General features: G+C 62.5%; 18 protein-coding genes. 5 read left to right on the plus strand and 13 right to left on the minus strand.

All coding sequences use genetic code 11. From position 1 onward, the window contains the following. The 3 genes from RTX98_RS12830 to RTX98_RS12840 form a co-directional block, all read left to right on the plus strand. On the plus strand, nucleotides 1-917 hold a 917-nt coding region (locus RTX98_RS12830), incomplete at its 5' end, for an efflux RND transporter periplasmic adaptor subunit (RefSeq protein ID WP_312797024.1). Nucleotides 918-919: 2 nt separating this feature from the next. Continuing rightward, complete coding sequence (locus tag RTX98_RS12835; protein ID WP_312797025.1) at nucleotides 920-4,093, plus strand: efflux RND transporter permease subunit; 3,174 nt, start codon at nucleotides 920-922, stop codon at nucleotides 4,091-4,093. A 105-nt stretch (nucleotides 4,094-4,198) separates the two neighbouring features. Then, the gene (locus RTX98_RS12840; protein ID WP_312797027.1) at nucleotides 4,199-4,357 is read left to right on the plus strand and encodes a DUF3309 family protein; all 159 of its coding nucleotides are present in this window, start codon (nucleotides 4,199-4,201) and stop codon (nucleotides 4,355-4,357) included. A 60-nt stretch (nucleotides 4,358-4,417) separates the two neighbouring features. Here RTX98_RS12840 and RTX98_RS12845 read toward each other — a convergent pair whose 3' ends face one another. From RTX98_RS12845 to RTX98_RS12895, 11 genes are all read right to left on the minus strand, one after another. Continuing rightward, nucleotides 4,418-5,593: an MFS transporter gene (locus RTX98_RS12845; protein ID WP_312797029.1), complete on the minus strand. Its 1,176-nt coding sequence runs from the start codon at nucleotides 5,591-5,593 to the stop codon at nucleotides 4,418-4,420. A 111-nt stretch (nucleotides 5,594-5,704) separates the two neighbouring features. After that, the gene (gene pyc, locus RTX98_RS12850; protein WP_312797031.1) at nucleotides 5,705-9,163 is read right to left on the minus strand and encodes a pyruvate carboxylase; all 3,459 of its coding nucleotides are present in this window, start codon (nucleotides 9,161-9,163) and stop codon (nucleotides 5,705-5,707) included. A 169-nt stretch (nucleotides 9,164-9,332) separates the two neighbouring features. Further along, entirely contained in the window at nucleotides 9,333-10,448 is a 1,116-nt protein-coding gene (locus RTX98_RS12855; protein WP_312797032.1) for a branched-chain amino acid ABC transporter substrate-binding protein, read from the minus strand. Nucleotides 10,449-10,596: 148 nt separating this feature from the next. Next, complete coding sequence (locus RTX98_RS12860) at nucleotides 10,597-10,944, minus strand: DUF6867 family protein (RefSeq protein ID WP_189504913.1); 348 nt, start codon at nucleotides 10,942-10,944, stop codon at nucleotides 10,597-10,599. A gap of 16 nt (nucleotides 10,945-10,960) precedes the next feature. Beyond that, complete coding sequence (locus tag RTX98_RS12865) at nucleotides 10,961-11,692, minus strand: ABC transporter ATP-binding protein (RefSeq protein ID WP_189504915.1); 732 nt, start codon at nucleotides 11,690-11,692, stop codon at nucleotides 10,961-10,963. After that, nucleotides 11,689-12,747: an ABC transporter ATP-binding protein gene (locus RTX98_RS12870; protein ID WP_312797036.1), complete on the minus strand. Its 1,059-nt coding sequence runs from the start codon at nucleotides 12,745-12,747 to the stop codon at nucleotides 11,689-11,691. The genes RTX98_RS12865 and RTX98_RS12870 overlap by 4 nt, the downstream gene beginning before the upstream one ends. After that, nucleotides 12,747-14,141 (minus strand): high-affinity branched-chain amino acid ABC transporter permease LivM, encoded by a 1,395-nt coding sequence (livM, locus tag RTX98_RS12875; RefSeq protein ID WP_312797038.1) that lies wholly within the window; start codon nucleotides 14,139-14,141, stop codon nucleotides 12,747-12,749. The genes RTX98_RS12870 and livM overlap by 1 nt, the downstream gene beginning before the upstream one ends. Before the next feature lie 4 nt (nucleotides 14,142-14,145). Beyond that, nucleotides 14,146-15,048 (minus strand): branched-chain amino acid ABC transporter permease, encoded by a 903-nt coding sequence (locus RTX98_RS12880; RefSeq protein ID WP_189504921.1) that lies wholly within the window; start codon nucleotides 15,046-15,048, stop codon nucleotides 14,146-14,148. Nucleotides 15,049-15,308: 260 nt separating this feature from the next. Continuing rightward, on the minus strand, nucleotides 15,309-16,307 hold the full coding sequence (locus RTX98_RS12885; RefSeq protein ID WP_312797039.1) for a 4-hydroxyproline epimerase: 999 nt from the start codon (nucleotides 16,305-16,307) through the stop codon (nucleotides 15,309-15,311). Between the two features lie 9 nt (nucleotides 16,308-16,316). Further along, on the minus strand, nucleotides 16,317-17,558 hold the full coding sequence (locus tag RTX98_RS12890; RefSeq protein ID WP_312797041.1) for an FAD-binding oxidoreductase: 1,242 nt from the start codon (nucleotides 17,556-17,558) through the stop codon (nucleotides 16,317-16,319). 21 nt (nucleotides 17,559-17,579) lie between these two features. After that, nucleotides 17,580-18,473, minus strand: a complete 894-nt coding sequence (locus RTX98_RS12895) for a dihydrodipicolinate synthase family protein (RefSeq protein ID WP_312797043.1) — start codon at nucleotides 18,471-18,473, stop codon at nucleotides 17,580-17,582. Between the two features lie 84 nt (nucleotides 18,474-18,557). Here RTX98_RS12895 and RTX98_RS12900 point away from each other — a divergent pair, with 84 nt between their 5' ends. Then, nucleotides 18,558-19,259, plus strand: coding sequence for a GntR family transcriptional regulator (locus RTX98_RS12900; RefSeq protein WP_312797044.1), 702 nt, complete (start codon nucleotides 18,558-18,560; stop codon nucleotides 19,257-19,259). A 12-nt stretch (nucleotides 19,260-19,271) separates the two neighbouring features. Here RTX98_RS12900 and RTX98_RS12905 read toward each other — a convergent pair whose 3' ends face one another. Both RTX98_RS12905 and RTX98_RS12910 read right to left on the minus strand, forming a co-directional pair. Beyond that, nucleotides 19,272-19,634: a hypothetical protein gene (locus RTX98_RS12905; protein WP_312797045.1), complete on the minus strand. Its 363-nt coding sequence runs from the start codon at nucleotides 19,632-19,634 to the stop codon at nucleotides 19,272-19,274. Between the two features lie 237 nt (nucleotides 19,635-19,871). Continuing rightward, nucleotides 19,872-21,368: a CoA-acylating methylmalonate-semialdehyde dehydrogenase gene (locus RTX98_RS12910; protein WP_312797046.1), complete on the minus strand. Its 1,497-nt coding sequence runs from the start codon at nucleotides 21,366-21,368 to the stop codon at nucleotides 19,872-19,874. A gap of 155 nt (nucleotides 21,369-21,523) precedes the next feature. Here RTX98_RS12910 and RTX98_RS12915 point away from each other — a divergent pair, with 155 nt between their 5' ends. Then, nucleotides 21,524-22,405 carry a LysR family transcriptional regulator gene (locus RTX98_RS12915; RefSeq protein WP_312797048.1) on the plus strand — a complete coding sequence of 294 codons (882 nt, stop codon included), beginning with the start codon at nucleotides 21,524-21,526 and terminating at the stop codon, nucleotides 22,403-22,405. Nucleotides 22,406-22,420: the final 15 nt, after the last annotated feature.

The following is a 22,420-nucleotide window of genomic DNA, read 5'->3' on the forward strand; positions in this document are numbered from 1 at the left end:
TGACCGAAGCCAACAAGCGCGCGCTGCTGGCCACGCGCGTCGGCGGGATCATCGACGAACTGCCGGTGGAACAGGGCCAGACGGTCAAGGCCGGCGATCTCATTCTCAGACTTGCGGCGGAAGAAAAGACGGCTGGCGTGGAGATGGCGCGTGCGATGCTGTCGCAACGTGAAGCCGAGAACACGGCGTCCGAAAGCCTCGCCAAATCCGGCAATCTCGCGCGGCTGCAGATCGACGCCTCGCGCGCTGCCCTGGCGCAAGCGCGCTCGCAGCTTGAAACCGCGCAGGCGGAACTGTCGCGCAATGAAGTGCGTGCGCCCTTTGACGGCGTGGTGGACCGGCTGGATGTCGAACTCGGCAGTTCGGTGACGCAAGGCGGGCAGGTCGCGACGCTGCTCAATCTCGATCCGATCCTTTCGGTTGGTGAGGTCAATGAGCGCGAACTCGTCTATCTGCGCCTCGGCGCGGAGGCCGATGTCCACCTCATCAATGGCGGTGAGGTGAAAGGCAGCATCCGCTATATCAGCCGCGAATCCTCAGCTCAGACCCGGACCTTCCGCATCGAGGTCGCGATCCCCAATGGCGATGGCGCTATTCCCGCTGGCATGACTTCTGAAATTACGCTGCGCGTCCAGCCCGCTGAAGCCGTCGTCCTGCCGCGTTCGGTTGTCACGCTTTCGCGCACCGGCGAGCTCGGCATCCGCACGATCGACCCGAACAACAAGGTCGCGTTTCACACGATCGACCTCGTTGACGACACGCCGAGCGGCCTCGTGCTTGGCGGCATTCCGGCCGATGCGCGCGTGATCGTTGCGGGGCAGGACCTTGTGACGGAAGGCGACACGGTCAACCCGGTTGAAGCCGATGCCGCAACGCTCCAGAAGCTGGCGGAAGGCACAGGCGGCGGGACGCTCTGACCATGGACATCATCTCGATCGCCATCCGAAATGCCCGCCTGACGCTGTCGATCCTGCTCTTTCTGGTGATCGCGGGCGCGCTGGCCTATCGCGCCGTGCCGAAGGAAGCCGAGCCGGACGTCGCTATCCCCATCATGTATGTGAGCCTGATCTATCAGGGCATCTCGCCGGAAGACGCTGAGCGCCTGCTGCTCAGGCCGGTTGAGTCACAACTCAAGAGCCTCAAGGGGCTCAAGGAGATGAAGTCGAACGCCTTTCAGGGCGGCGCCAACGTCATCGTCGAATTCGATCCGTCGATCGATCTGGGCGATGCGCTGATCGACACGCGCAACAAGGTTCAGGATGCCAAGCGCGATCTGCCTTCGGGTGTCGAGGAACCGACGGTCAACGAGGTCAACCTTTCCGAATTTCCGGTGGTCTTCGTCACGCTGTCGGGCGACATCCCCGAGCGTGCGCTGGCAACCGCCGCCAAGACCCTGCGCGACCGCATCGAGGAAGTGCCGGGCGTGCTGGAGGGCGAGATCCAGGGCTCGCGCGATGAGATGGTCGAGGCGATCATCGATCCGGTGCGGCTGAGTTCCTACGGGTTGCGGCTCGACCAGTTGATCCAGGGTATCGGCCAGTCGAACAGCCTGGTTGCGGCCGGTGCCATTGAGGGCAGCGAAGGCAAATACGCGGTCAAGGTTCCCGCCCTGATCGAAACGCCGGAAGACGTTGCCAACCTGCCAGTCGTCGCCAGCGCCAATGCCGTGGTGCGCGTACGCGACCTGGCCACCGTGCGCTCGACCTTCGAGGATGCCGAAACGATCGCGCGGATCGACGGCAAGAGCGCCATCACGATTGCGGTCAAGAAGCGCATCGGCGCCAATGTGGTCGAGACGATTGAGGGCTCGAAGGCGGTGGCGAACGAATTCGTCAGCCAAACCCAACAAACGCTTTCCGGCCTGCAGGTGACCTACACGCAGGACAAGTCCACCTTCGTCAACCAGCTGTTGAACGACCTGCAGAACCATGTGATGATCGCGGTCATCCTGGTCTTCATCGTCATCCTCTATGCCCTGTCGGGCCGCGCGTCTCTGCTGATCGGCCTGTCGATCCCGTCGTCCTTCCTGATCGGCATTTTGATGCTGGCGCTGATGGGCTACACGATCAACATGATCGTGCTGTTCAGCCTGATCCTGGCGGTCGGCATGCTGGTCGATGACGCGATCATCGTCACCGAATATGCCGAGCGGCGCATGTCGGAGGGCGTGTACCGGGTGCAGGCTTTCGAAGAAGCGGCCAAGCGCATGTCCGGCCCGGTGATCGCCGCGACGCTGACGCGCATCGCGGCCTTCTCGCCGCTGCTGTTCTGGCCCGGCATTGTCGGCGACTTCATGAAGTATCTGCCGATCACGCTGATCGTGACGCTGGCAGCGTCCATGGCTTATGCGCTTCTGTTTGCGCCCGCCATCGGCGCGATCATCGGCAAGGCGCCGAAAGAGGAGCACCACGAAGGGCGCGATGGCTTCTATATGGGCGTCGTGAAGACGGCGGTGCGTTTCCCGATCACCGCATTGGTGCTGACGGTCGCGCTGCTCTCCGGTGGCCTTTACTCCTATGTGAAATACGGCAACGGCGTCGAGTTCTTCCCCTCAGTCGAGCCGGATTACGGCCTGCTCTATGTTCATGCACGCGGCAATCTTTCGCTCGGCGAAATGGACGCGGCGACGCGCATCGCCGAGCAGCGGATGCTCGGCTTCCCCGGTATCAAGTCGGTGCTGACCAAGGTCGGCAAGACGCGCGGCGGCGAGGATGTGCCGGAAGACGTCGTCGGCGTCATCAACTACGAGTTCGTCGATTGGCGCGAGCGCAAGTCCGCGCACGAAATCCTGGACGAGCTGCGCGGGGTCATGGCCGGCATTCCCGGTGTCGATGTCGAGGTGCGCGTGCCCGATGCCGGTCCGGCTACCGGCAAGGCGGTGCAGGTGCAGCTCTCGGCAGCCGATCCAACGGGCCTGAACGCCTATGCGCAGAAGGTTGCCGATGCGGTTGCTCAGGTGCCGGGCGTCATCGACCTTTCCAACGGTCTGCCGCCGCCAGGCGTGGACTGGGCGCTCGAGATCGACCGCGCCAGGGCTGCGCAATATGGAATTTCGCCGATTTCGGTGGGCACCATGGTGCAGCTTGTCACCACCGGTTTGAAGCTCACCGATTATCGCCCAGCCGGCGCCGATGACGCGGTCGATATCCGCCTTCGTCTGCCTGAAGATCGCCGCACGCTGCTGGCGCTCGACGATCTGCGGATCGAGACGGCGCAGGGTTCCGTGCCGATCTCGAATTTTGTTACCCGCAAGGCCGAGCCGACCGTCGGCATCCTCAACCGCATCGACGGCAAGCGCACGATCACCGTGCAGGCCAATGTCGCCACCGGCTTCCAGGTTGCCGAAGTGCAGGCGGCGGTTGCAAAGGTGGTGGGCGACATGGCGCAGCCCGGCATCGACTGGAAGCTTGCCGGGTCGAACGAGGATAGCGCGGAGGCCGGCGCCTTCCTGGTCAACGCGTTCGGCGCGGCCATCTTCCTGATCTTCCTGGTGCTGCTTGCGCAGTTCAACAAGTTCACCAGCGTGTTCCTTGTGCTGTCCTGCGTCGTAATGGCGGTGATCGGGGCGCTGCTCGGCATCCTCTTGACCGGGCAGACCTTCGTGATCGTCATGTCGGGCATCGGCTTCATCGCGCTGGCCGGCGTTGTCGTGAACAACAACATCGTGCTGATCGATACCTATGATCGGCTGCGCGAGGAAGGCTGGGACAAGCGCGATGCGATCCTGCAGACCTGCCGCGAGCGGGCGCGCCCGGTGGTGCTGACGGCGGCGTCGGCCATTCTCGGCGTGCTGCCGATCGCTTTTGGCCTTGGCCTCGAAATCTTCCATCACGAGATCACGATCAACGCGCCGTCCACGCAGTGGTGGATCGCGCTGTCGTCGGCCATCGTTTACGGCCTGACATTTGCAACGGCTCTGACGCTGGTGGTGACGCCATCTATGCTGATGATTTTCACTCGCGAACACAACCGGGCGAAGAAGCCAAGCTGGTTCGCGCGGATCTTCCGCCGCAACCGGACGGAGGTTGTAGCCCCGACTTCGGATCAGGATCTGATCGGCCCATCGCTGCCTTATCCAAAGGCGGCTGAGTGAGAAACTTCGCCACCTACTTCACGACACCGTTATATTAGAAGGAACCAATAGGTCGCCTGCGCATTTTTGCCACAATCTGATCCTGTCTCGTGAAAGGCAACTGCGATGACGCTTTCGACCATCCTCATCATCATTCTCGTGCTGCTCCTGATCGGCGCGATCCCAAGCTGGCCGCATTCGCGCGCCTGGGGTTACGGTCCGTCCGGCATCGTCGGCGTCATTCTGGTGGTGCTGCTGATCCTGGTTCTGATGGGCCGCGTTTAAACGCAGCCAGTCATAGACAAGACAAAGCCCGGCCTTCGTGCCGGGCTTTTTGCTTTTCGTTCAGTGACCAGATTGCGCGCCGTCGGCCGAGGCCGCGAAGCGAGCGGCAAAGAACACGATCACCAGCAACACCGACAGGCCGAGATAGATCGGCGCGAAGCCGGTGCTCTGGCCGATAAAGCCGATAAAAGACGGGGCGACGAGGATGCCGGAATAGCCGAGCGTCGACACCACGCTCATGCCGGCAGCCGACGAAATTCCAGGCTGGTTGCCGGCTGCCGAAAAGGCGATCGGGATGATGTTGGCGAGGCCAAAACCGGCAAAGGCGAAGGCTGCAATGGCGAGCCACGGCGTCGGCGACAGGCCAGCCACGAAGATGCCGAGTGCCGCGATCAGGCTCGACACGCGCAGGGTCAGCACCGCGCCGAAGCGGTTGCGCACGATGTCGCCAAGAAAGCGCATCGTCGCCATGGTCGCGGAAAAGGCGGCAAAGGCAAAGCCGGCCGTGGCGATATCGGCGCTGCGTTCCTGGCGCAGGTAGATTGCGGCCCAATCGAGGATTGCGCCTTCCGGGATCATGGCAAACAGTGCGATGAGGCCGACGATATAGATGGCGGGCTGACGCGGAAACCCGGTCCGGCTCTTGGCTTCCGGTGCCGGCTGGTCCTCGCTGACAAGAAAGCGGATCGCGGCGAAGACCACGACCAGGGTGATAAGCGTGACCATGATGGCATGAGGCAGGGTGCCGAAACGCTGGATCGTCAGGCCGCCCAAGCCGCCGCCGGCAAAGCCGCCGAGGCTCCAGAAGCCGTGCGAGGCCGACATGATGGCCTTGCCGAGCTTGCGCTCAACGGCCACCGCATTGGTGTTCATCGCGACATCCATGCCGCCGACCAAGGCGCCGAACAGAACCATGGCGGGCGCTGCCAGCCAGACACTTGGCATGGCAATGACGATCAGCAAACCGGCCGTGCAAGCAACGGCAAAAGCGGTGAGGACTTTTTGCGACCCGTAGCGGGGAATGAGAAGGCCGCAGGAGGGCATGGCGACCAGCGCGCCGAGGCCGAAGCCCAGGATCAAGAGGCCGAGCGTTGCTTCGCGGATATCGAGCCGTGTCAGCAACAGTGGGATCTGCGGCGCCCAGCTGCCGACGATGAAGCCGTTGGTGCAGAACATGGCGGCGACCGCCCAGCGGCCGCGCTGTGCCGCCGCTCTGTTTTCCGTCGTGATCGCCATTGCCGCCCCTTCCATCTGCGGAGCGACAGCTAAATTGATGCGGGCGCAAGTCAATGCACCAAGCAAGGTTGGCGCAGAGCCAGCCAGTCACTTCGCGTGACCGGCTGATATTCAGCTATAAACGATCAGCAGATCCTTGGCGTCGATCTGGTCGCCGGCCTTGACCAGTACTTCGGCCACCGTGCCGTCGCGCTCGGCATGAAGGGCGGTTTCCATCTTCATGGCCTCGATAGACAACAGCACGTCGCCGGCCTTCACCGCCTGTCCGGTTGATACGGCAAGCGTCGAAACCACGCCGGGCATCGGCGCGCCGACCTGGGTGTCGTTGCCCGCCTCGACCTTGCGCCGTACCGTTCCGTTGGCAGCACCGCGCGCCCGATCGAGCACCTTGATACGGCGCGGCTGGCCGTTGAGCTCGAAGAAGACGGTGGCCTTGCCCTTGGAATCGACATCGCCTTCGCCAAGGCAGCGGATCACCAGCGTCTTGCCCTTTTCCAGCGTGACGAAGATCTCGTCCTCCATCTGCATGCCGTAGAAATAGGTCGGCGTCGGCAAAACGCTGACGGGGCCGTAGGTGTCCTGCGCGGCGGCGAAGTCGAGGAACACCTTCGGATACATCAGCCAGGAAGCAAACTCCTGCTCCGTCGGCGCGCGGCCGAGTTTCTCTTCGAGTTCCTTGCGCAAAGAAGGTAGATCTGCCGGTTCGAGCAGCGCGCCGGGACGATCGGTGATCGGCGCGGCACCCTTCAGCGCCTTCTTCTGCAGCCTTTCCGGCCAACCGCCGGGCGACTGGCCGAGATCGCCGCGCAGCATGGACACCACCGAGTCCGGGAACGCGATATCCCGCGCGGGGTTCTCGACATCGGCGACGGTCAGGTCCTGAGACACCATCATCAGCGCCATATCGCCCACGACCTTGGACGACGGCGTGACCTTGACGATGTCGCCGAACATCAGATTCACGTCATGATAGGCCTGCGCCACTTCGTGCCAGCGAGTTTCCAGCCCGAGCGAGCGCGCCTGTTCCTTGAGGTTGGTGAACTGGCCGCCCGGCATCTCATGCAGGTAAACCTCGGAAGCCGGCCCTTTGAGGTCGCTTTCGAAGGCCGCATACTGATTGCGCACGGCTTCCCAATAGAAGGAAATGCGGCGGATCGCTGCCGGATCGAGGCCGGTTTCGCGATCCGTGTCCTTCAGCGCCTCCACGATCGAGCCGAGGCAGGGCTGCGAGGTGTTGCCGGAAAACGCGTCCATCGCGGCATCCACCGCATCGACGCCGGTCTCAACCGCCGCAAGCACGGTCGCGGCGGAAATGCCGGAGGTGTCATGCGTGTGGAAGTGGATCGGCAGGTCGGTCGATTCGCGCAGCGCCTTGAACAGCACGCGCGCGCTGGCGGGTTTCAGCAGGCCGGCCATGTCCTTGACGGCAATGATATGCGCGCCGGCTTTTTCCAGTTCGGCGGCGAGACCGGTGTAATAGTTGAGGTCGTATTTGGCGCGGGCGGGGTCGAGCACGTCGCCGGTGTAGCAGATCGCCGCTTCGCACAGCTTGTTCTCGGCGCGCACGGCATCCATCGCGACGCGCATATTATCGACCCAGTTCAAGCAGTCGAACACGCGGAACAGGTCGACGCCGCCGCTCGCGGCCTCGTGCACGAAATGCTGCACGACATTGTCGGGATAGTTGGTGTAGCCCACGCCGTTGGCGCCGCGCAGCAGCATCTGCAGGAGGATATTCGGCGCGGCCGTGCGGATCCTGGCAAGCCGCTCCCACGGATCTTCGGTGAGGAAGCGCATTGCGACGTCGAAGGTCGCACCGCCCCAGCATTCCAGCGACAGGAGTTCGGGCAGAGCGCGGGCGTAAGCGCCGGCGATCGACACGATGTCTGCTGAGCGCATGCGGGTGGCGAGCAGCGACTGGTGGCCGTCGCGCATGGTGGTGTCGGTAACGAGAACGCGGTTTTCACCGCGCATCCACTTGGCGAAGCCATCCGGGCCGAGTGCGTCGAGCGTCTGCTTAGTCCCGTCGGTGATCGCGCGGTCGAAATGCGGCACGCGCGGCGCTGCGATATCGGCGCGTGGGCCGGGGCGGCCGCGGGTTTCGGGATGGCCGTTGACCGTGACATCGGCAAGATAGGTCAGCAGCTTGGTGGCGCGGTCCTGCCGCTTCACGCTGGCAAACAGTTCCGGCGTCGTGTCGATGAAGCGCGTCGTGTAGCTGTTATCGTGGAAGGCGGGATGCGTGATGATCGCTTCCAGGAAGGTGAGGTTGGTCGCCACGCCGCGAATGCGGAACTCGCGCAGCGCACGCTCCATGCGCTTGATCGCTTCGCCGGATGATGGCGCCCAGGCCGTCACCTTTTCCAAGAGCGGATCATAGAAGCGTGTGATCACAGCACCCGAATAGGCCGTGCCGCCATCGAGGCGGATGCCGAAGCCGGTGGCGCCGCGATAGGCGGTGATGCGGCCGTAATCCGGGATGAAATTCTGTTCGGGGTCTTCGGTGGTGATGCGGCATTGCAGGGCGTGGCCGTTGAGCCGGATGTCGCTTTGCGCCGGAACGCCGCTCTCAACAGTGCCGATCGCAGCGCCTTCCAGAATGTGGATCTGCGCCTTGACGATGTCGATGCCGGTGACCTGTTCGGTCACGGTATGCTCGACCTGGATGCGTGGGTTGACCTCGATGAAATAGAACTTGCCGGTGTCGGCATCCATGAGGAACTCGACCGTGCCGGCGCCGACATAATCGGTGGCGTCGGCGATCTTCAGCGCATAGCCGCAGAGCTCGGCGCGTTGCGCGTCGTCGAGATAGGGTGCGGGCGCGCGTTCCACGACTTTCTGGTTGCGACGCTGGATGGAGCAGTCGCGCTCGAACAGATGTACGGTGTTGCCGTGGGTGTCGCCAAGCACCTGCACCTCGACATGGCGGGCGCGCTCCACCAGCTTTTCGAGATAGACTTCGTCCTTGCCGAAGGCAGCCTTGGCTTCGCGCTTGGCTTCGGTGACCTCGCGGGCGAGATCGGCCTCGGCACGGATGGCGCGCATGCCGCGTCCGCCGCCGCCCCAGGAGGCCTTCAGCATGACGGGATAGCCGATGCCAGCCGCAAGCGTCTTCACCGCTTCCATGTCGTCGGGCAGGGGCTCGGTGGCCGGCACCACCGGCACGCCGACCTCGATCGCCAGATTGCGTGCGGCGACCTTGTTGCCGAGACGGCGCATCGTGTCTGGCTTTGGCCCGATAAAGGTGATGCCGGCCTCCGCGCAGGCATCAGCGAATTCCGGGCTTTCCGAAAGCAGGCCGTAACCGGGATGGATGGCATCAGCGCCCGAAAGCTTGGCGACGCGGATCACCTCCTCGATCGACAGATAGCTCTCGATCGGCCCGAGATCCTTGGCCAGATGGGGTCCACGGCCGATCGGGTAGCTTTCGTCGGCCTTGAAGCGATGCAGGGAGTACTTGTCTTCTTCCGCCCAGATCGCGACGGTGGCGATGCCCAACTCGTTGGCCGCGCGAAACACGCGGATGGCAATTTCGGACCGGTTGGCGACGAGGATTTTCTTGATCGGCAAAGCTCTCTCCCTGCCGCTAACGAGCGGCGGTTCTAAGTTTGCGTAAATCATGATGCAGCGCAACAAGTGCCGTGCTGCAGACGCAAAAATCCTGACCGTCACGCGTACAAACGAAAAATGCCCGGCGCTGAGCACCGGGCATTTCGAAGCGGTTTAGGCGCTGGAGAGCTTAGAGCTGCTCGTAGTTGTACTTGCCGTCGGCGCTCTTCTTCCACTGATACACGACGTAGTCGGCATCGGTGCGATCGCCCTTTTCATTGAAGGACAGTTCGCCGAGAACGGTCTTGAACGGACCCTTCTCGTGGATTGCCTTGGCAACGGCTTCCGGATCGTTCGAGCCGGCGGCAGCAGCGGCCTGCGCGATGATCTGCGTCGAGGCATAAGCGTAGAGCGTGTAGGCTTCAGGCTCGAAACCGGCAGCGCGGAACTTCTCGACCACGTCCTTGGCGTTCGGGTTGTTGCGCGGATCCGGGCCGAACGTGTTGTAGGTGCCGACCACGGCGTCGCCGGCGATCGAAGCGAGTTCGTTCGACACGATGCCGTCGCCCGAGAACAGCGGCGCCTTGACGCCCTGGTCAGCGGTCTGGCGGATCAGCAGGCCGGCTTCAGTGTGGAGGCCGCCCCAGTAGATGAGCGAGACATTGGCCTGCTTCATCTTGGCGATCAGGGCCGAGAAGTCCTTGTCGCCGGTGTTCACGCCTTCATACATGACTTCCGTCACGCCGGCTTCGTTGAGCGCCTTCTTGGTTTCGTCGGCAAGACCCTGGCCATAAGGCGTCTTGTCGTGGATCACGGCAACCTTGGCGTCCTTGAAGTTCTCGGCAATGTACTTGCCGGCAACGATGCCCTGCTGGTCGTCACGACCGCAAACGCGGAACGTGTTCCACAAACCGCGCTCGGTGAAGACCGGGTTGGTTGCGGCAGGGGTGACTTCCACGATGCCGTTTTCGGCATAAACTTCCGAAGCCGGGATCGACACGCCCGAGTTGAAGTGGCCGACTACGAACTTCACGCCATCGGCAGCGAACTTGTTGGCGACCGAAACGCCCTGCGTCGGATCGGATGCGTCATCGCCGACCGTGACGGTGATCTTTTCGCCGTTGATGCCGCCGGCTGCGTTGATGTCGGCAACAGCCTGCTCGGCGCCCTTCTGCAACTGTGCGCCGAAAGCGGCGTTCGGGCCGGTGATCGGACCGCCGACGCCCAGCAGGACGTCCGCAAAGGCACTGCCGCTGAACGCGACAAGCGCGGTCAAGGCGACTGCTGATAACAGAGACTTCTTCATGAGTGCACTCCCATTCGTATAAGCAGGCCTGGATGAAACTTCCGTGCGATGCCCACCCCTCGCAGAAAGTAAAGTTTGCCCATTTTCAGGCAGTTGTCACGCCGATTCAAAGTGTCTCGGCGGGAATGGTGAAGATCAGGCCCAAAGCTCAGGAACGCGCCTTCCAGGACAGGGGTGATCCTTTTTCATAAAGCCAGCCATATTGGCGCACCATCTGGTTGGTGCGGGTATAACGATAGCCGACAAAGCCGAAGACCATCAGGATGATCGTATCCACGAGGTAGTAGTGGAGCGAAAACATCGTGCCTTCAAACAACGCATGATGAATGAAGCGAACCGCGACGCCCAAAGCCAGCAGCGAGAAGAACAGCGACAGGTAAGACCGCCAGGTCTTGGCGCAGGCGCGCCCTGTCATCCAGGCAGCCCAGCCGCCCAGAATGAAGGTGATGAAGAAGAACTCCCAGATATTGGCTTCTTCGTAAAGGAAACCGCTCACGACATCGTCTCCTGCATCAATGCCGCCCGCCTTCGAGATAGGCGGCGCGGACTTCCGGATTGGCGAGCAGATCGCGTCCGCTGCCCGACATCGTGACCGCCCCATTGACCATGACATAACCGCGATGCGCGAGCTTCAGCGCGCCGAAGGCGTTCTGTTCCACGAGGAAGACGGTCAGGCCTTCGGTGCGGTTGAGTTCGCGAATGGCGTCGAAGATCTGCTTCACGATCAGGGGTGCCAGACCAAGCGACGGTTCATCGAGCAGCAGCAGCTTGGGACGTGCCATCAGTGCGCGACCGATGGACAGCATCTGCTGTTCGCCACCCGACAGCGTGCCGCCGCGCTGGTCGATACGCTCTTTCAGGCGCGGAAACAGGGCGAAGACCTTTTCCACGTCCTGGTCGAAATACTGCATGTTGTCGAGGCTGGCGCCCATTTGCAGGTTTTCGCGCACGCTCATGCGCGGAAAGATGCGGCGGCCTTCCGGAGACTGGGCGATGCGTAGCCGGGCGATCTCATGCGTCGGCATGGCGGTTATGTCAGTGCCGTCGAAGGTGATGCGGCCGGCGCGCGCATGCGGGGCGCCGCAGATCGTCATCATCAAGGTCGACTTGCCGGCACCGTTGGCGCCGATCAGCGCAACGATCTCGCCTTGGTTGACCGAAACGTCGACGCCATTCAGCGCGCGAATGTTGCCGTAGAAGGTTTCGACCTTCTCGACGGCCAGAAGCGGTGTTTGTCCCGTCATTGTGCTGGGCCTTTTGGTTCGACGGGAGACATCGCGGCAGTTTCAGCCTCAACCTGCGCCGCCTTAGAGGCGGCGGGAGATGCGGGCACGATGGTCTCGCCGCCGGCTTCCTCGACCGTATCCGCGATCGGGCCTTCGAACATGGAGGAGGTTTCGGCCGGACCCTGGGCGACGGGCGCAACACCATCCAGTTCTTCGATGACGCTGGTATCGCCGACTTCCACCAGGACGTCACCGACTTCTTCGTCATCGACGCCGAGATAGGCGGCAATGACCTTGGGATCGCTGCGCACCGAAGCCGGGCTGCCGTCGGAGATCTTGCGCCCATATTCGAGCACCACGACGTGGTCGGAAATTTCCATCACCACGGCCATGTCGTGCTCAATCAGCAGGATCGAGGTGCCGCTGTCGCGCCGGATGCCGAGCAGCAGCTCGTTGAGCGCAAGCGACTCCTTGGGGTTCAAACCGGCAGCAGGCTCGTCGAGGCACAGCAGTTCGGGACCGGTGCACATGGCGCGCGCAATTTCGAGGCGTCGTTGTGCGCCATAAGACAGGTCACCGGCCGGATCATCGGCGCGATCCATGAGATCGGCCTTTTCCAGCCAGTAAACGGCCTTTTCGATCGAAGCGCGGCTGGCATCCTTGTAGCCGCCCAAGCCCAGCAAGCCGAGAACGGTGAAGCCGGACGCCCGCATCAGGGCGTTGTGCTGCGCCACCAGGAGGTTTTCCAGCACGGTCATGCCGGAAAACAGGCGGATGTTCTGGAAGGTGCGCGCGACCTTTGCTTTGGCCGTGATCTGGAAGTCCGGCATCCGCTCCAGAAGGAACTTTTCGCCGGACGCACGGGTCATCGTGATCATGCCTTCGGTCGGCTTGTAGAAGCCGGTGATGCAGTTGAACACGGTGGTCTTGCCGGCGCCGTTGGGGCCGATCAGGGCGGTGATTTCGCCGCGCGGGGCGGTGAAGGAAAGGTCGCCGATGGCAACCAGGCCGCCGAACTTCATCGAAAGATGATCGACCTGGAGGATCGGGGTCTGAAGGTTTGTGCCAGCCATCAGCCGTGGCCTTCCTTGGTGAACGTCGAGGACACGGCGCGCGCTTCCTTGAGGTAGGCGGTGGGTTCTCGGCTGCCGACAAATCCGCGCGGCTTCCAGACCATGACAACAACCATGGCAATGCCGAACAGGAGCATGCGGTAGAGTTCGGGCGTGAAGTTCTGGCCGAACACCAGTTTCAGGAACTGCATTTCGCGCAGGATTTCCATGCCGCCGATCATCACCAGCGCGGCGATGGCGATGCCTGACAGCGAGCCCATGCCACCCAGAACCACGATAGCCAGGATGATGGCGGACTGCAGGAACACGAAGCTTTCCGGGTTGATGAAGCCCTGGCGTGCCGCAAAGAAGGCGCCGGCAAAGCCGCCGAACATCGCGCCGATCGCAAAAGCGGTCAGCTTGGTGTTGGTGGTGTTGATGCCGAGCGACCGGCAGGCGATCTCGTCTTCACGCAGCGCTTCCCAGGCACGACCCACCGGCAAACGGCGCAGACGGATGGTGACGAAAGCCGTCAGCAGCGCGAGGGCAAGGATCAGGTAGTACAGGAAGATGGTGTAATATGCGCCGGAGGTCGGGATATCGAAGACCTTGCCAATATAGTTCGGCGACGACACGTTGAAGTCGAACCAGCCGAAGAAGGTGATCTTCGGAATGCCGGAAATGCCGGCCGAGCCCTTGGTCACGTCGCGCCAGTTGATCAGCACAAGGCGGATGATTTCGCCGAAGGCCAGCGTCACGATGGCAAGATAATCGCCACGTAGTCGCAACACGGGAAAGCCGAGCAGCACGCCCCAGAAGGCCGCCATGATGCCGGCGGCCGGCAGCAGGATCCAGAAGGACAGGCCGAAATGCGTGCCGAGCAGCGCATAGGCATAAGCGCCCACGGCATAAAAGGCGACATAACCGAGATCGAGCAGGCCGGCGAGGCCGACCACGATGTTCAAACCCCAGGCCAGCATTACGTAGATCAGGACCTGGACGCCGAAATTGTTGACCCATTTCAGCGAGCCCTGCATGCCCACTGTCGATACGATGATCACGGGATACAGAACCAGCAGCGCGATCATGATCTTGAAGCGGTGGCGGCGCAGGAAGGACTGGTCCTTCTCGGCCACGACGGCGATCGGTCCACGATTGGCGCGGCGGCGGTCGACGGCCGGAAGCACGAAGGCGATGAACGCGAAGCGGCCGATCGCGACGAGTGCCACAACGGTCGCCAGCACGCCCCAATGGCTGCGCAGGATCAGCCGGTTGGAAATGTCCTGCGTGCTTTCCAGGCCGATAAAGAAGAAGAACAGGCCGGCGGAAAGGAGCGCCGCGTAAAGGGCCTGGCGAATGGCTTCGCCATAGGGGCTCGACGTGGATCGCGCCGTGTTGTCCGAGATCGCTGTCATGGTCTCAGACCTTTTCCACTTCCGGCCGGCCAAGCAGGCCAGAGGGCAGGAAGATCAGCACGATGGCGAGGATCGAGAAGGCCGCCACGTCCTTGTAGTCGATGGAGAAATAGGCCGACCACAGCGACTCGATCAGGCCGATCAGCAAGCCGCCGAGCACGGCGCCCGGGATCGAGCCAATGCCGCCGAGAACGGCTGCGGTGAAGGCTTTCACGCCCGGTACGAAACCATCGGAGAAGGCGACAACGCCGTAATACATCAGGAACAGCGTGCCGGCGACGGCGGCGAGCGAGGCGCCCATGATGAAGGTGATGGAGATGGTACGGTCGACATCGACGCCGAGCAGCGCCGCCATCTTGCGATCCTGCTCACAGGCGCGCTGAGCGCGGCCAAGCGAGGTCTTGTTGACGAGGTACCAGAACAAAGTGAGCAGCACGATCGTGACCACCGCGATCACGATCTGCTTCAGCGAAATCGAGATGCCGTAGACGTTGTAAACGTCGGTGACCAGCGGCGGGATCGGCTTGTTGCGCGGGCCCTGCGTCACCTGAACGAAGTTCGACAGCGCGATCGACATGCCGATGGCGGTGATCAGCGGTGCGAGGCGGAAGGAGCCGCGCAGCGGGCGGTAGGCGACCTTCTCGATCGTCCAGTTGTAAAGGCTGGTCATGATCATCGCGACGACCATCATGATCAGAAGCGCGACCACAACCGGCACCGAATAGAAGATCGCCGAGAGGATGAGGAACACGATCAGCGCGGTGAAAGCACCGATCATGAAGATGTCACCATGGGCAAAATTGATCATGCCGATGATGCCGTAGACCATCGTATAGCCGATCGCGATCAGGCCATAGATCGATCCCAGCGTCAGCCCGTTGATAAGCTGCTGGATAAAATACTGCATGCTTTAAGTCGCGCTCCCCGAGAATGTCGCGAGCGGCAACGCCGCGCATTCTTCTAGTTACCCCCTGAAGTCGTAGCCGCTTGGCTTGCGAATGCAACGCCTAACTTCTACGCCCATCGTCTAGCTTCGCGAGGATGAGAAGGCCGCGTAAGAGGCCTGCCCCCTGTCGAAGTGGACCATCATCTGGCTAGCATTGGCCCAAATCAGAGTCATCGCTTTTTTTCGCCACATTCTCCTTCCCTTACGACATGCTGTCATGCCTACACGGAAAAGCCGTGGCGGAATGGGTCGCGGTCGTCGATGAAGATGGTGTTGAAGCCGGTCTGCCGCGCCCAGCCGCCGATCGACGGGATGATGGCAGGCGTGCCGGCAACTTCGGTTTCCATTTCGACGCGGCCGTTGAAGATCGAGCCGATGATCGATTCATGCGCAAAGCTCTCACCGACCTTCAGCTTCCCCTTGCCGTGCAGCTGCGCCATGCGCGCGGAAGTGCCGGTGCCACAGGGCGAGCGGTCGATGGCCTTGTCGCCATAGAACACGGCATTGCGGCCATCGGCGCCTTCTATCGTGGGCGCGCCGGTCCATTGGATGTGGCGCAGGCCAGAAATATCGGGATTGCCGGGATGCACGAACTGGTAGCGTTCGTTGAGGCGCTGGCGCACAACCGGGCTCATGGCGATCAGCTCGCCGGCCGAGTAATCGGCCATGTCGCGGTAGTTTTCTTGGCGGTCGACGATGGCGTAGAAATTGCCGCCATAGGCGATGTCGACGGTGATCTCGCCCAGGCCCGGGCAATCCACCGCGAGGCCTTCGGCGTAAAGGAAGGACGGCACATTGGTGATGCGCACTTCTTCGACGTAATCGCCTTCCTGACGGTACTCGGCGATCACCAGGCCGGCCGGCGTGTCGAGGCGCAGCACGCCCGGCGTCTTCGGCTTCACCAAGCCCTGCTCGATCGCCATCGTCACGGTGCCGATCGTGCCATGGCCGCACATCGGCAGGCAGCCGGAGGTTTCGATGAACAAGATGGCGATGTCGCAATCCTCGCGCGTCGGCGGATAGAGGATGGAGCCCGACATCACGTCATGACCGCGCGGCTCGAACATCAGGCCGGTGCGGATCCAGTCATACTCGGCAAGGAAGTGCGCGCGACGCTCCAGCATCGTGTTGCCGTGCAGAAGCGGAGCGCCGCCGGACACGAGGCGCACGGGATTGCCGCAGGTGTGACCATCGATGCAGGAAAAGGTGTGGCGAGCCATGGGTGGATCCTAGAAGCGGTCGGCACGAAAAGGGTTGAGGTCGAGCGAAGGCGTTTGGTCGAGAACAAGATCGCGAATGAGGCTGCCGGTGGCGGCGGCCTGGGTCAGGCCGAGATGGCCGTGGCCGAAAGCATAGAAGACATTGTTGGCGCGCGCACGGCTGATCACCGGCAGCGAGTCCGGCATGGAAGGACGATAACCCATCCATTCGCGCCCTCCCGATGGATCGAGGCCGGGCAGGAAGCGCTGCGCCTTGGTCAGCATGGCTTTCGAGCGCTCGTAATTGGCGGGGCGCACAAGACCGGCCAGTTCCACCGCGCCGCCGACCCGCAGGCCGGTTTCAAGCGGGGTGATGACGAAGCCGTCGCCGGAAAAGATCAGCTGCCGCTTCACGTCGAAGGCCGTGGTGGGGAGCGTCGTGTTGTAGCCGCGCTCGGTTTCCAGCGGGATACGGTCGCCTAAGTTACCGGCAAGTCTGTGCGACCAGGCGCCGGCGGCGATGACCAGCCGTTTTGCGCGGCGCGTTTCGCCGGTGTCGAGGTCGATCTGGATGGTGTTACCCGAGCCCACCGCCCGTACGCCGGCTTGAACGAAGCGCGCGCCGCGGCTTTCCGCATAGGCCCAGATCGCCTTGCCGAGCAGCTTGGGGTCGGAGACCGTTTTCCAGTCCGGCACGAAGGTGCCCTTGATGAATTCGCGCGACAGGCCGGGCTGAAGCTCGGCCAGATCTGCGCCTTCAACATGGCGGAAGGTGATGCCGAAGCGATCGCGCGCATCCCAGCCGGGCAGGGAAGCGGCGAACTCGGCCTGGTCGCGATACAGTTCCAGCGAGCCGTCTTCGCGCAGCATGGAGCGCGTGTTCGAGCGCTGCATCAGCGCCAGCCATTCGCGCTCGGCCAGCCGCATCAAACCGGCTTGGGCCTTGAGCGCGGTTTCATAATGGCGCGCGCCACTGGAGCGATGAAAGCGCCACAGCCATGGCATGAGGGCAGGCAAGTAGGCAGGCGGAATGGACAGGGGCCCGAGCGGGTCGCGCAGCCAACGCGGCAGATTGCGCAGCATGCCCTTTTGCGCCAGCGGCAGAACGTCCGAGAAGGCGAAGGCGGCGGCGTTGCCGGAACTCGTTTCTTCGCAGATGCCGGTGCGGTCATAGACCGTGACGGCCAAGCCCGCTTCCGCGAGAATGGCCGCCGTACAGATGCCGATGATGCCCGCGCCGATGATTGCGATATCGTCAGGCGCGGTGGTCATCGGGTCAGATCCTCGTTTTGGTCAGAAGCTCGGCAGCGTCGGGCGGACGGCGAGCGCGTCGGTGATGATCTTTTCGACCGATGCGCGACGCTCGCCCGACAGAGGCTGGCGCGGACGGCGTACGCGATCATTGGTATCGATTGCGTGCACTTCGGCCAGCTTGATGTTCTGAACGAGATAGGTGGACACGTCGAGATCCAGCAGCGGGCGGAACCAGCGATAGATCGACAGCGCTTCGTCGCGGCGCCCCTGCTTCATCAGCTGGTAGATCGCCACAGTTTCGCGCGGGAAGGCGGTAACGAGACCGGCAACCCAGCCGATCGCGCCAACCGACAGCGCTTCGAAAGCGAGGTTGTCGACGCCGGTGAACAGATCGAAGCGGTCGCCGAAGGTGTTGATGATCTCAGTGGTGCGGCGAATGTCGTCGGACGATTCCTTGATCGCCACGAAGCGCTCGTCGGCGCCGAGGCGCTCCATGATCTCCAGCGTCACGTCAACACGGTAGGCAACGCGGTTGGAGTAGATCATCACCGGCAAATCGGCGGCAGCGGCAACGGCCGACATGGCGGCAACCGTTTCATCCGGATTGGTGTGGTAGATTGGGCTTGGAACCACCATCAGGCCGGAGGCGCCAGCCTGTGCGGCACGCTTGCCGAGCTGTTCGGCTTCGCGGGTGCCGGCCTCGTTGACCGTCATGAGCACCGGTTTACCCGCTGCCGCATCTTGCGCGATCTTCAGCACCGTCAGCTTTTCGTCATGGCTCAGCATCGGGCCTTCGCCCAGCGAACCGGCAACGATGATGCCGTCGCAGCCGGCTTCCATCTGGAGCGCGAAGCAGCGTTCCATTTCGGCGTGGTCGAGTTCGTCATCCACGGTGAACTTGGTTGTTACGGCAGGAAAAACGCCAGACCACATAATATCTGCTCCAGTGATATATCAGCTGACAGCCGGCTTAAAGCCTGTCTTGGCTTTTGTCAATCAGTGATATATCAACGTAGCATGAATCTGACCTCTGACGTTCCCGTAGCCGTTCGGGCGTATCATGCGCTTGAAGAGATGATCGTCACCCTGGCACTCGAGCCGGGCAGCACGACAACCGAAAGCATCTTGCTGGAACGCGTGGGGCTTGGCCGCACCCCTGTACGCGAGGCGATCCAGCGGCTGGCGTGGGAAGGGTTCCTGATCGTGCGGCCACGCACCGGCCTGCTTGTTGCGCCGCTTGATGCCGGCGGTTGGTCCAAGGTCATGGATGCGCGGCAGGGGATTGAGATCGTGCTGGCGCGCTCGGCCGCCTTGTCGATCACGCCGGAAGCGCGCCGACCCTTCTTGCAGGCGTCGGAGGCCATGTATGCGGCTGCGGCGGAGAATGACGACAAGGCGTTTCTTGCTGCCGACAAGGCATGGGATGAAGCACTGGCTTTTGCGTCCGACAATCCGTTCGCCGTGCGGGTGGCAGCACCGCTGCAAACCCACAGCCGCCGCTTCTGGTATCGTTATCGGCGCGGCAGTGGCCTGGCGCAAGCGGCCAATCGGCACATCACGGTAATCGAGGCCGTCTTGCGCGGCGATGCGGATGCCGCAGCCGATGCGATGCAGCGATTGATGGATATGCTACGCAAAGACGCCGAAGCTTTGCAGCCCGGCGTCTCGGTCAGGTCAGATAATGAAGTGGTTCGGCCGCTGGATGCAGTCGCCATCTAAGACAGCGGAAGCTTATGCGCTTGGGCCGATGTTGCCGCGGCTCTGCCAGCCGTCACCGGCCGAGAGGATGCACGAGTTGCCGTCCGTACCGGTAGCAAGGATTGTCCAGGTGCCTGCATCCGACACAAAGACTTCCAGCACCGCGCTCTGATCGACAACTCCGACCGACTGCGGAGCTTCCTTGAACTGAGCCGACAGCTTCTGCACGATTTCGTTGCGTGCGCCGCAGGTGTTCATCTGGTCCATGGTGGACGACGCGAGCTGTGCAGCAGCTGTCTGCTGAACGGGTGCAGCCTGCTCAGCGTGGATGGCCGGAACGGTGGCGAACAGGCCGGCAATGGCGACGGGGGCAAGAAGAGTTGCGATGCGGATCATGGTCTTCTCCTTGAGAGCTTCGCCAACATCAGGAAGCTATGCTTCTCAGTTGCTCGCGCCGGTCTGGAATTCTCTTGTTCGCCGCTGCTTCCGTGTTCGTGCGCTGCGATGACCTAATAAGATTCCAGGGTTAACCTTGTTGCATCACGTTTTTGTGAAGAGTGTTAATGGCGCTTGACGGAACTAAAAAGGCGGCACCGAAGCGCCGCCTTTTCATAAAAGTAACGATAATTTCGACTAGTTCATGGTCGGGATCACGAACTCCGCACCGTCCTTGACGCCGGACGGCCAGCGCGAGGTTACCGTCTTAGTCTTGGTGTAGAAGCGGAACGCGTCTGAGCCGTGCTGGTTCAGATCGCCGAAGCCCGAACCCTTCCAGCCGCCAAAGGTGTAGTAGGCGATTGGCACGGGGATTGGCACGTTGATGCCGACCATGCCAACCTGAACGCGGGATGCGAAGTCGCGGGCCGCATCGCCGTCGCGGGTGAAGATCGCAACGCCGTTGCCATATTCATGCTCGTTCGGCAGCTTGAGCGCTTCCTCGTAATTGGCCGCTCGCACCACAGACAGAACGGGGCCGAAAATCTCTTCCTTGTAGATCTTCATGTCCGGCTTCACGTCGTCGAACAGGCAGCCGCCCATGTAATAGCCGTTCTCGTAGCCCTGCATGGTGAAGCCACGGCCGTCGACCACAAGCTTGGCACCTTCCTTGACGCCAGTGTCGACATAGCCGCGCACGCGATCCAGAGCAGCTTGCGTCACGAGCGGGCCGTAATCGGCGGTCGGATCGGTGGATGGGCCGACCTTGAGGCTTTCCACGCGCGGAACCAACTTTTCGATCAGGCGATCGGCCGTTTCCTTGCCGACGGGAACCGCAACCGAGATCGCCATGCAGCGCTCGCCGGCGGAACCGTAGCCCGCGCCGATCAGCGCATCGACCGTCTGGTCCATGTCGGCATCCGGCATGATGATCATGTGGTTCTTGGCGCCGCCGAAGCACTGGGCGCGCTTGCCGTTCGCGGTGGCACGCGAATAGATGTATTGCGCGATCGGCGTCGAACCCACGAAGCCGATGGCCTTGATGTCGGGATCATCGAGGATCGCGTCCACGATCTCCTTGTCGCCATTGACGACATTGAGAATGCCGGCCGGCAGGCCTGCTTCGAGGAACAGTTCGGCGATCTTCATCGGCACGCCCGGATCACGCTCGGACGGCTTGAGGATGAAAGCGTTGCCGCAGGCGATTGCCGGCGCGATCTTCCACAGGGGGATCATGGCCGGGAAGTTGAACGGCGTAATGCCGGCAACCACGCCGAGCGGCTGGCGCATGGAATAAACGTCGATGCCAGGGCCGGCGCCGTCCGTGAACTCGCCCTTCATCAGATGCGGCGCGCCGATGCAGACTTCCACCACTTCGAGGCCGCGCTGAATGTCGCCCTTGGCGTCCGGAATGGTCTTGCCATGTTCGCGCGCCAGCAGCTCGGCCAGCTCGTTGTAGTCGCGTTCGACCAGCTGCAGGAACTTCATCAGCACGCGCACGCGGCGCTGCGGATTGGTGGCGGCCCAGGCCGGCTGTGCGGCCTTCGCGTTTTCGACCGCCTGGCGCAGCTCAGCTACCGTTCCGAGCGCAACCTGGCCGCGCACCGTGCCGTCCATCGGCTGCATGATGTCCTGGCTGCGACCGCTGGTGGAAGCGACATGCTTGCCGCCGATGAAATGTCCGACCTGATCCAATGCTCTTCTCCCTGTTTTCACCTTGGAGCGATGATGGCCCACTTTGCCCCGCTCACGCCGCGCGCGCAACGCGAGAGGAAACGCAGCCGTTGTGCGTGAATTGATGTTGTCGTGTTGTTCGTACTACAATCAGCGCAAGGCGGAGGCGCAATGCGATGAACTGGGACGACATCCGCATCTTCCTGGCCGTTGCGCGATCCGGGCAGATCCTTGGTGCTGCGAAGCGTCTAGGCATCAATCATGCGACTGTCTCACGCCGGGTCGCGGCTCTGGAAAGCGACACGAAAACGCGGCTATTTCGCCGCGGCACCACAGGTACGCTTCTGACGCCGGCCGGCGAGCGCTTCCTGGCCATGGCCGAGCGGATGGAAGCCGACCTGATCGCCGCGCGCGCCGAATTGTCGGGCGAGGAAGAGGCCGTAGCGGGCCCGGTGCGCATCGGCACACCGGACGGTTTCGGCGTCGCCTTCCTCGCCTCGCATCTCGGTGAGTTAATCAGCCGTCATCCCGAACTGGAGATCCAACTCGTACCCGTGCCACGATCCTTTTCCCTGTCGCGGCGCGAGGCTGACATTGCCATTACAGTTGATCGGCCGGTGGAAGGGCGGTTGGTGGCCGGCAAGCTGGTGGATTACTCGCTGCAGCTTTATGCCGGCGAAGTCTACGCCAAGGAGTATGGCCTGCCGCAGACGATCCCTGACCTCCTGCAGCATCGGCTGGTCGGCTATGTCGGCGATCTCACCGTCAGCCCGTCCCTGGATTATGCGCCGGATATCACGCCGGACTGGCAGGCCCGGTTTTCGATCTCATCGGCGCTAGGCCAGGTGGAAGCCGTACGCGCCAATGCCGGCATCGGCATCCTCCACACCTTCATCGCCCGACGCTATCCCGACCTCGTGCCGGTACCGGCAGCTATGCCGATCCGCCGTGCCTACTGGCTGGTTTATCACGACTCGGTGCGCGCCGTGCGGCGGGTGCAGGTCGTCGCGGCCTTCATCCAGGAAGCCGTCGAGAAGAACCGCGGCATCTTTTTATAAGCGCCAACGAAGAAC

Source organism: Tianweitania sp. (genome assembly GCF_032053605.1).
GTDB lineage: Bacteria > Pseudomonadota > Alphaproteobacteria > Rhizobiales > Rhizobiaceae > Tianweitania.

What these genes read in the sequence shown, in the direction of transcription:
- RTX98_RS12870 (WP_312797036.1), bottom strand. Translation starts at nt 12,747, where the DNA reads ATGGCTGGCACAAACCTTCAGACCCCGATCCTCCAGGTCGATCATCTT.
- RTX98_RS12890 (WP_312797041.1), bottom strand. Translation starts at nt 17,558, where the DNA reads ATGACCACCGCGCCTGACGATATCGCAATCATCGGCGCGGGCATCATC.
- RTX98_RS12915 (WP_312797048.1), top strand. Translation starts at nt 21,524, where the DNA reads ATGAACTGGGACGACATCCGCATCTTCCTGGCCGTTGCGCGATCCGGG.
- RTX98_RS12905 (WP_312797045.1), bottom strand. Translation starts at nt 19,634, where the DNA reads ATGATCCGCATCGCAACTCTTCTTGCCCCCGTCGCCATTGCCGGCCTG.
- RTX98_RS12895 (WP_312797043.1), bottom strand. Translation starts at nt 18,473, where the DNA reads ATGTGGTCTGGCGTTTTTCCTGCCGTAACAACCAAGTTCACCGTGGAT.
- RTX98_RS12840 (WP_312797027.1), top strand. Translation starts at nt 4,199, where the DNA reads ATGACGCTTTCGACCATCCTCATCATCATTCTCGTGCTGCTCCTGATC.
- RTX98_RS12855 (WP_312797032.1), bottom strand. Translation starts at nt 10,448, where the DNA reads ATGAAGAAGTCTCTGTTATCAGCAGTCGCCTTGACCGCGCTTGTCGCG.
- RTX98_RS12900 (WP_312797044.1), top strand. Translation starts at nt 18,558, where the DNA reads ATGAATCTGACCTCTGACGTTCCCGTAGCCGTTCGGGCGTATCATGCG.
- RTX98_RS12835 (WP_312797025.1), top strand. Translation starts at nt 920, where the DNA reads ATGGACATCATCTCGATCGCCATCCGAAATGCCCGCCTGACGCTGTCG.
- RTX98_RS12865 (WP_189504915.1), bottom strand. Translation starts at nt 11,692, where the DNA reads ATGACGGGACAAACACCGCTTCTGGCCGTCGAGAAGGTCGAAACCTTC.
- RTX98_RS12845 (WP_312797029.1), bottom strand. Translation starts at nt 5,593, where the DNA reads ATGGCGATCACGACGGAAAACAGAGCGGCGGCACAGCGCGGCCGCTGG.
- RTX98_RS12885 (WP_312797039.1), bottom strand. Translation starts at nt 16,307, where the DNA reads ATGGCTCGCCACACCTTTTCCTGCATCGATGGTCACACCTGCGGCAAT.
- RTX98_RS12880 (WP_189504921.1), bottom strand. Translation starts at nt 15,048, where the DNA reads ATGCAGTATTTTATCCAGCAGCTTATCAACGGGCTGACGCTGGGATCG.
- livM (WP_312797038.1), bottom strand. Translation starts at nt 14,141, where the DNA reads ATGACAGCGATCTCGGACAACACGGCGCGATCCACGTCGAGCCCCTAT.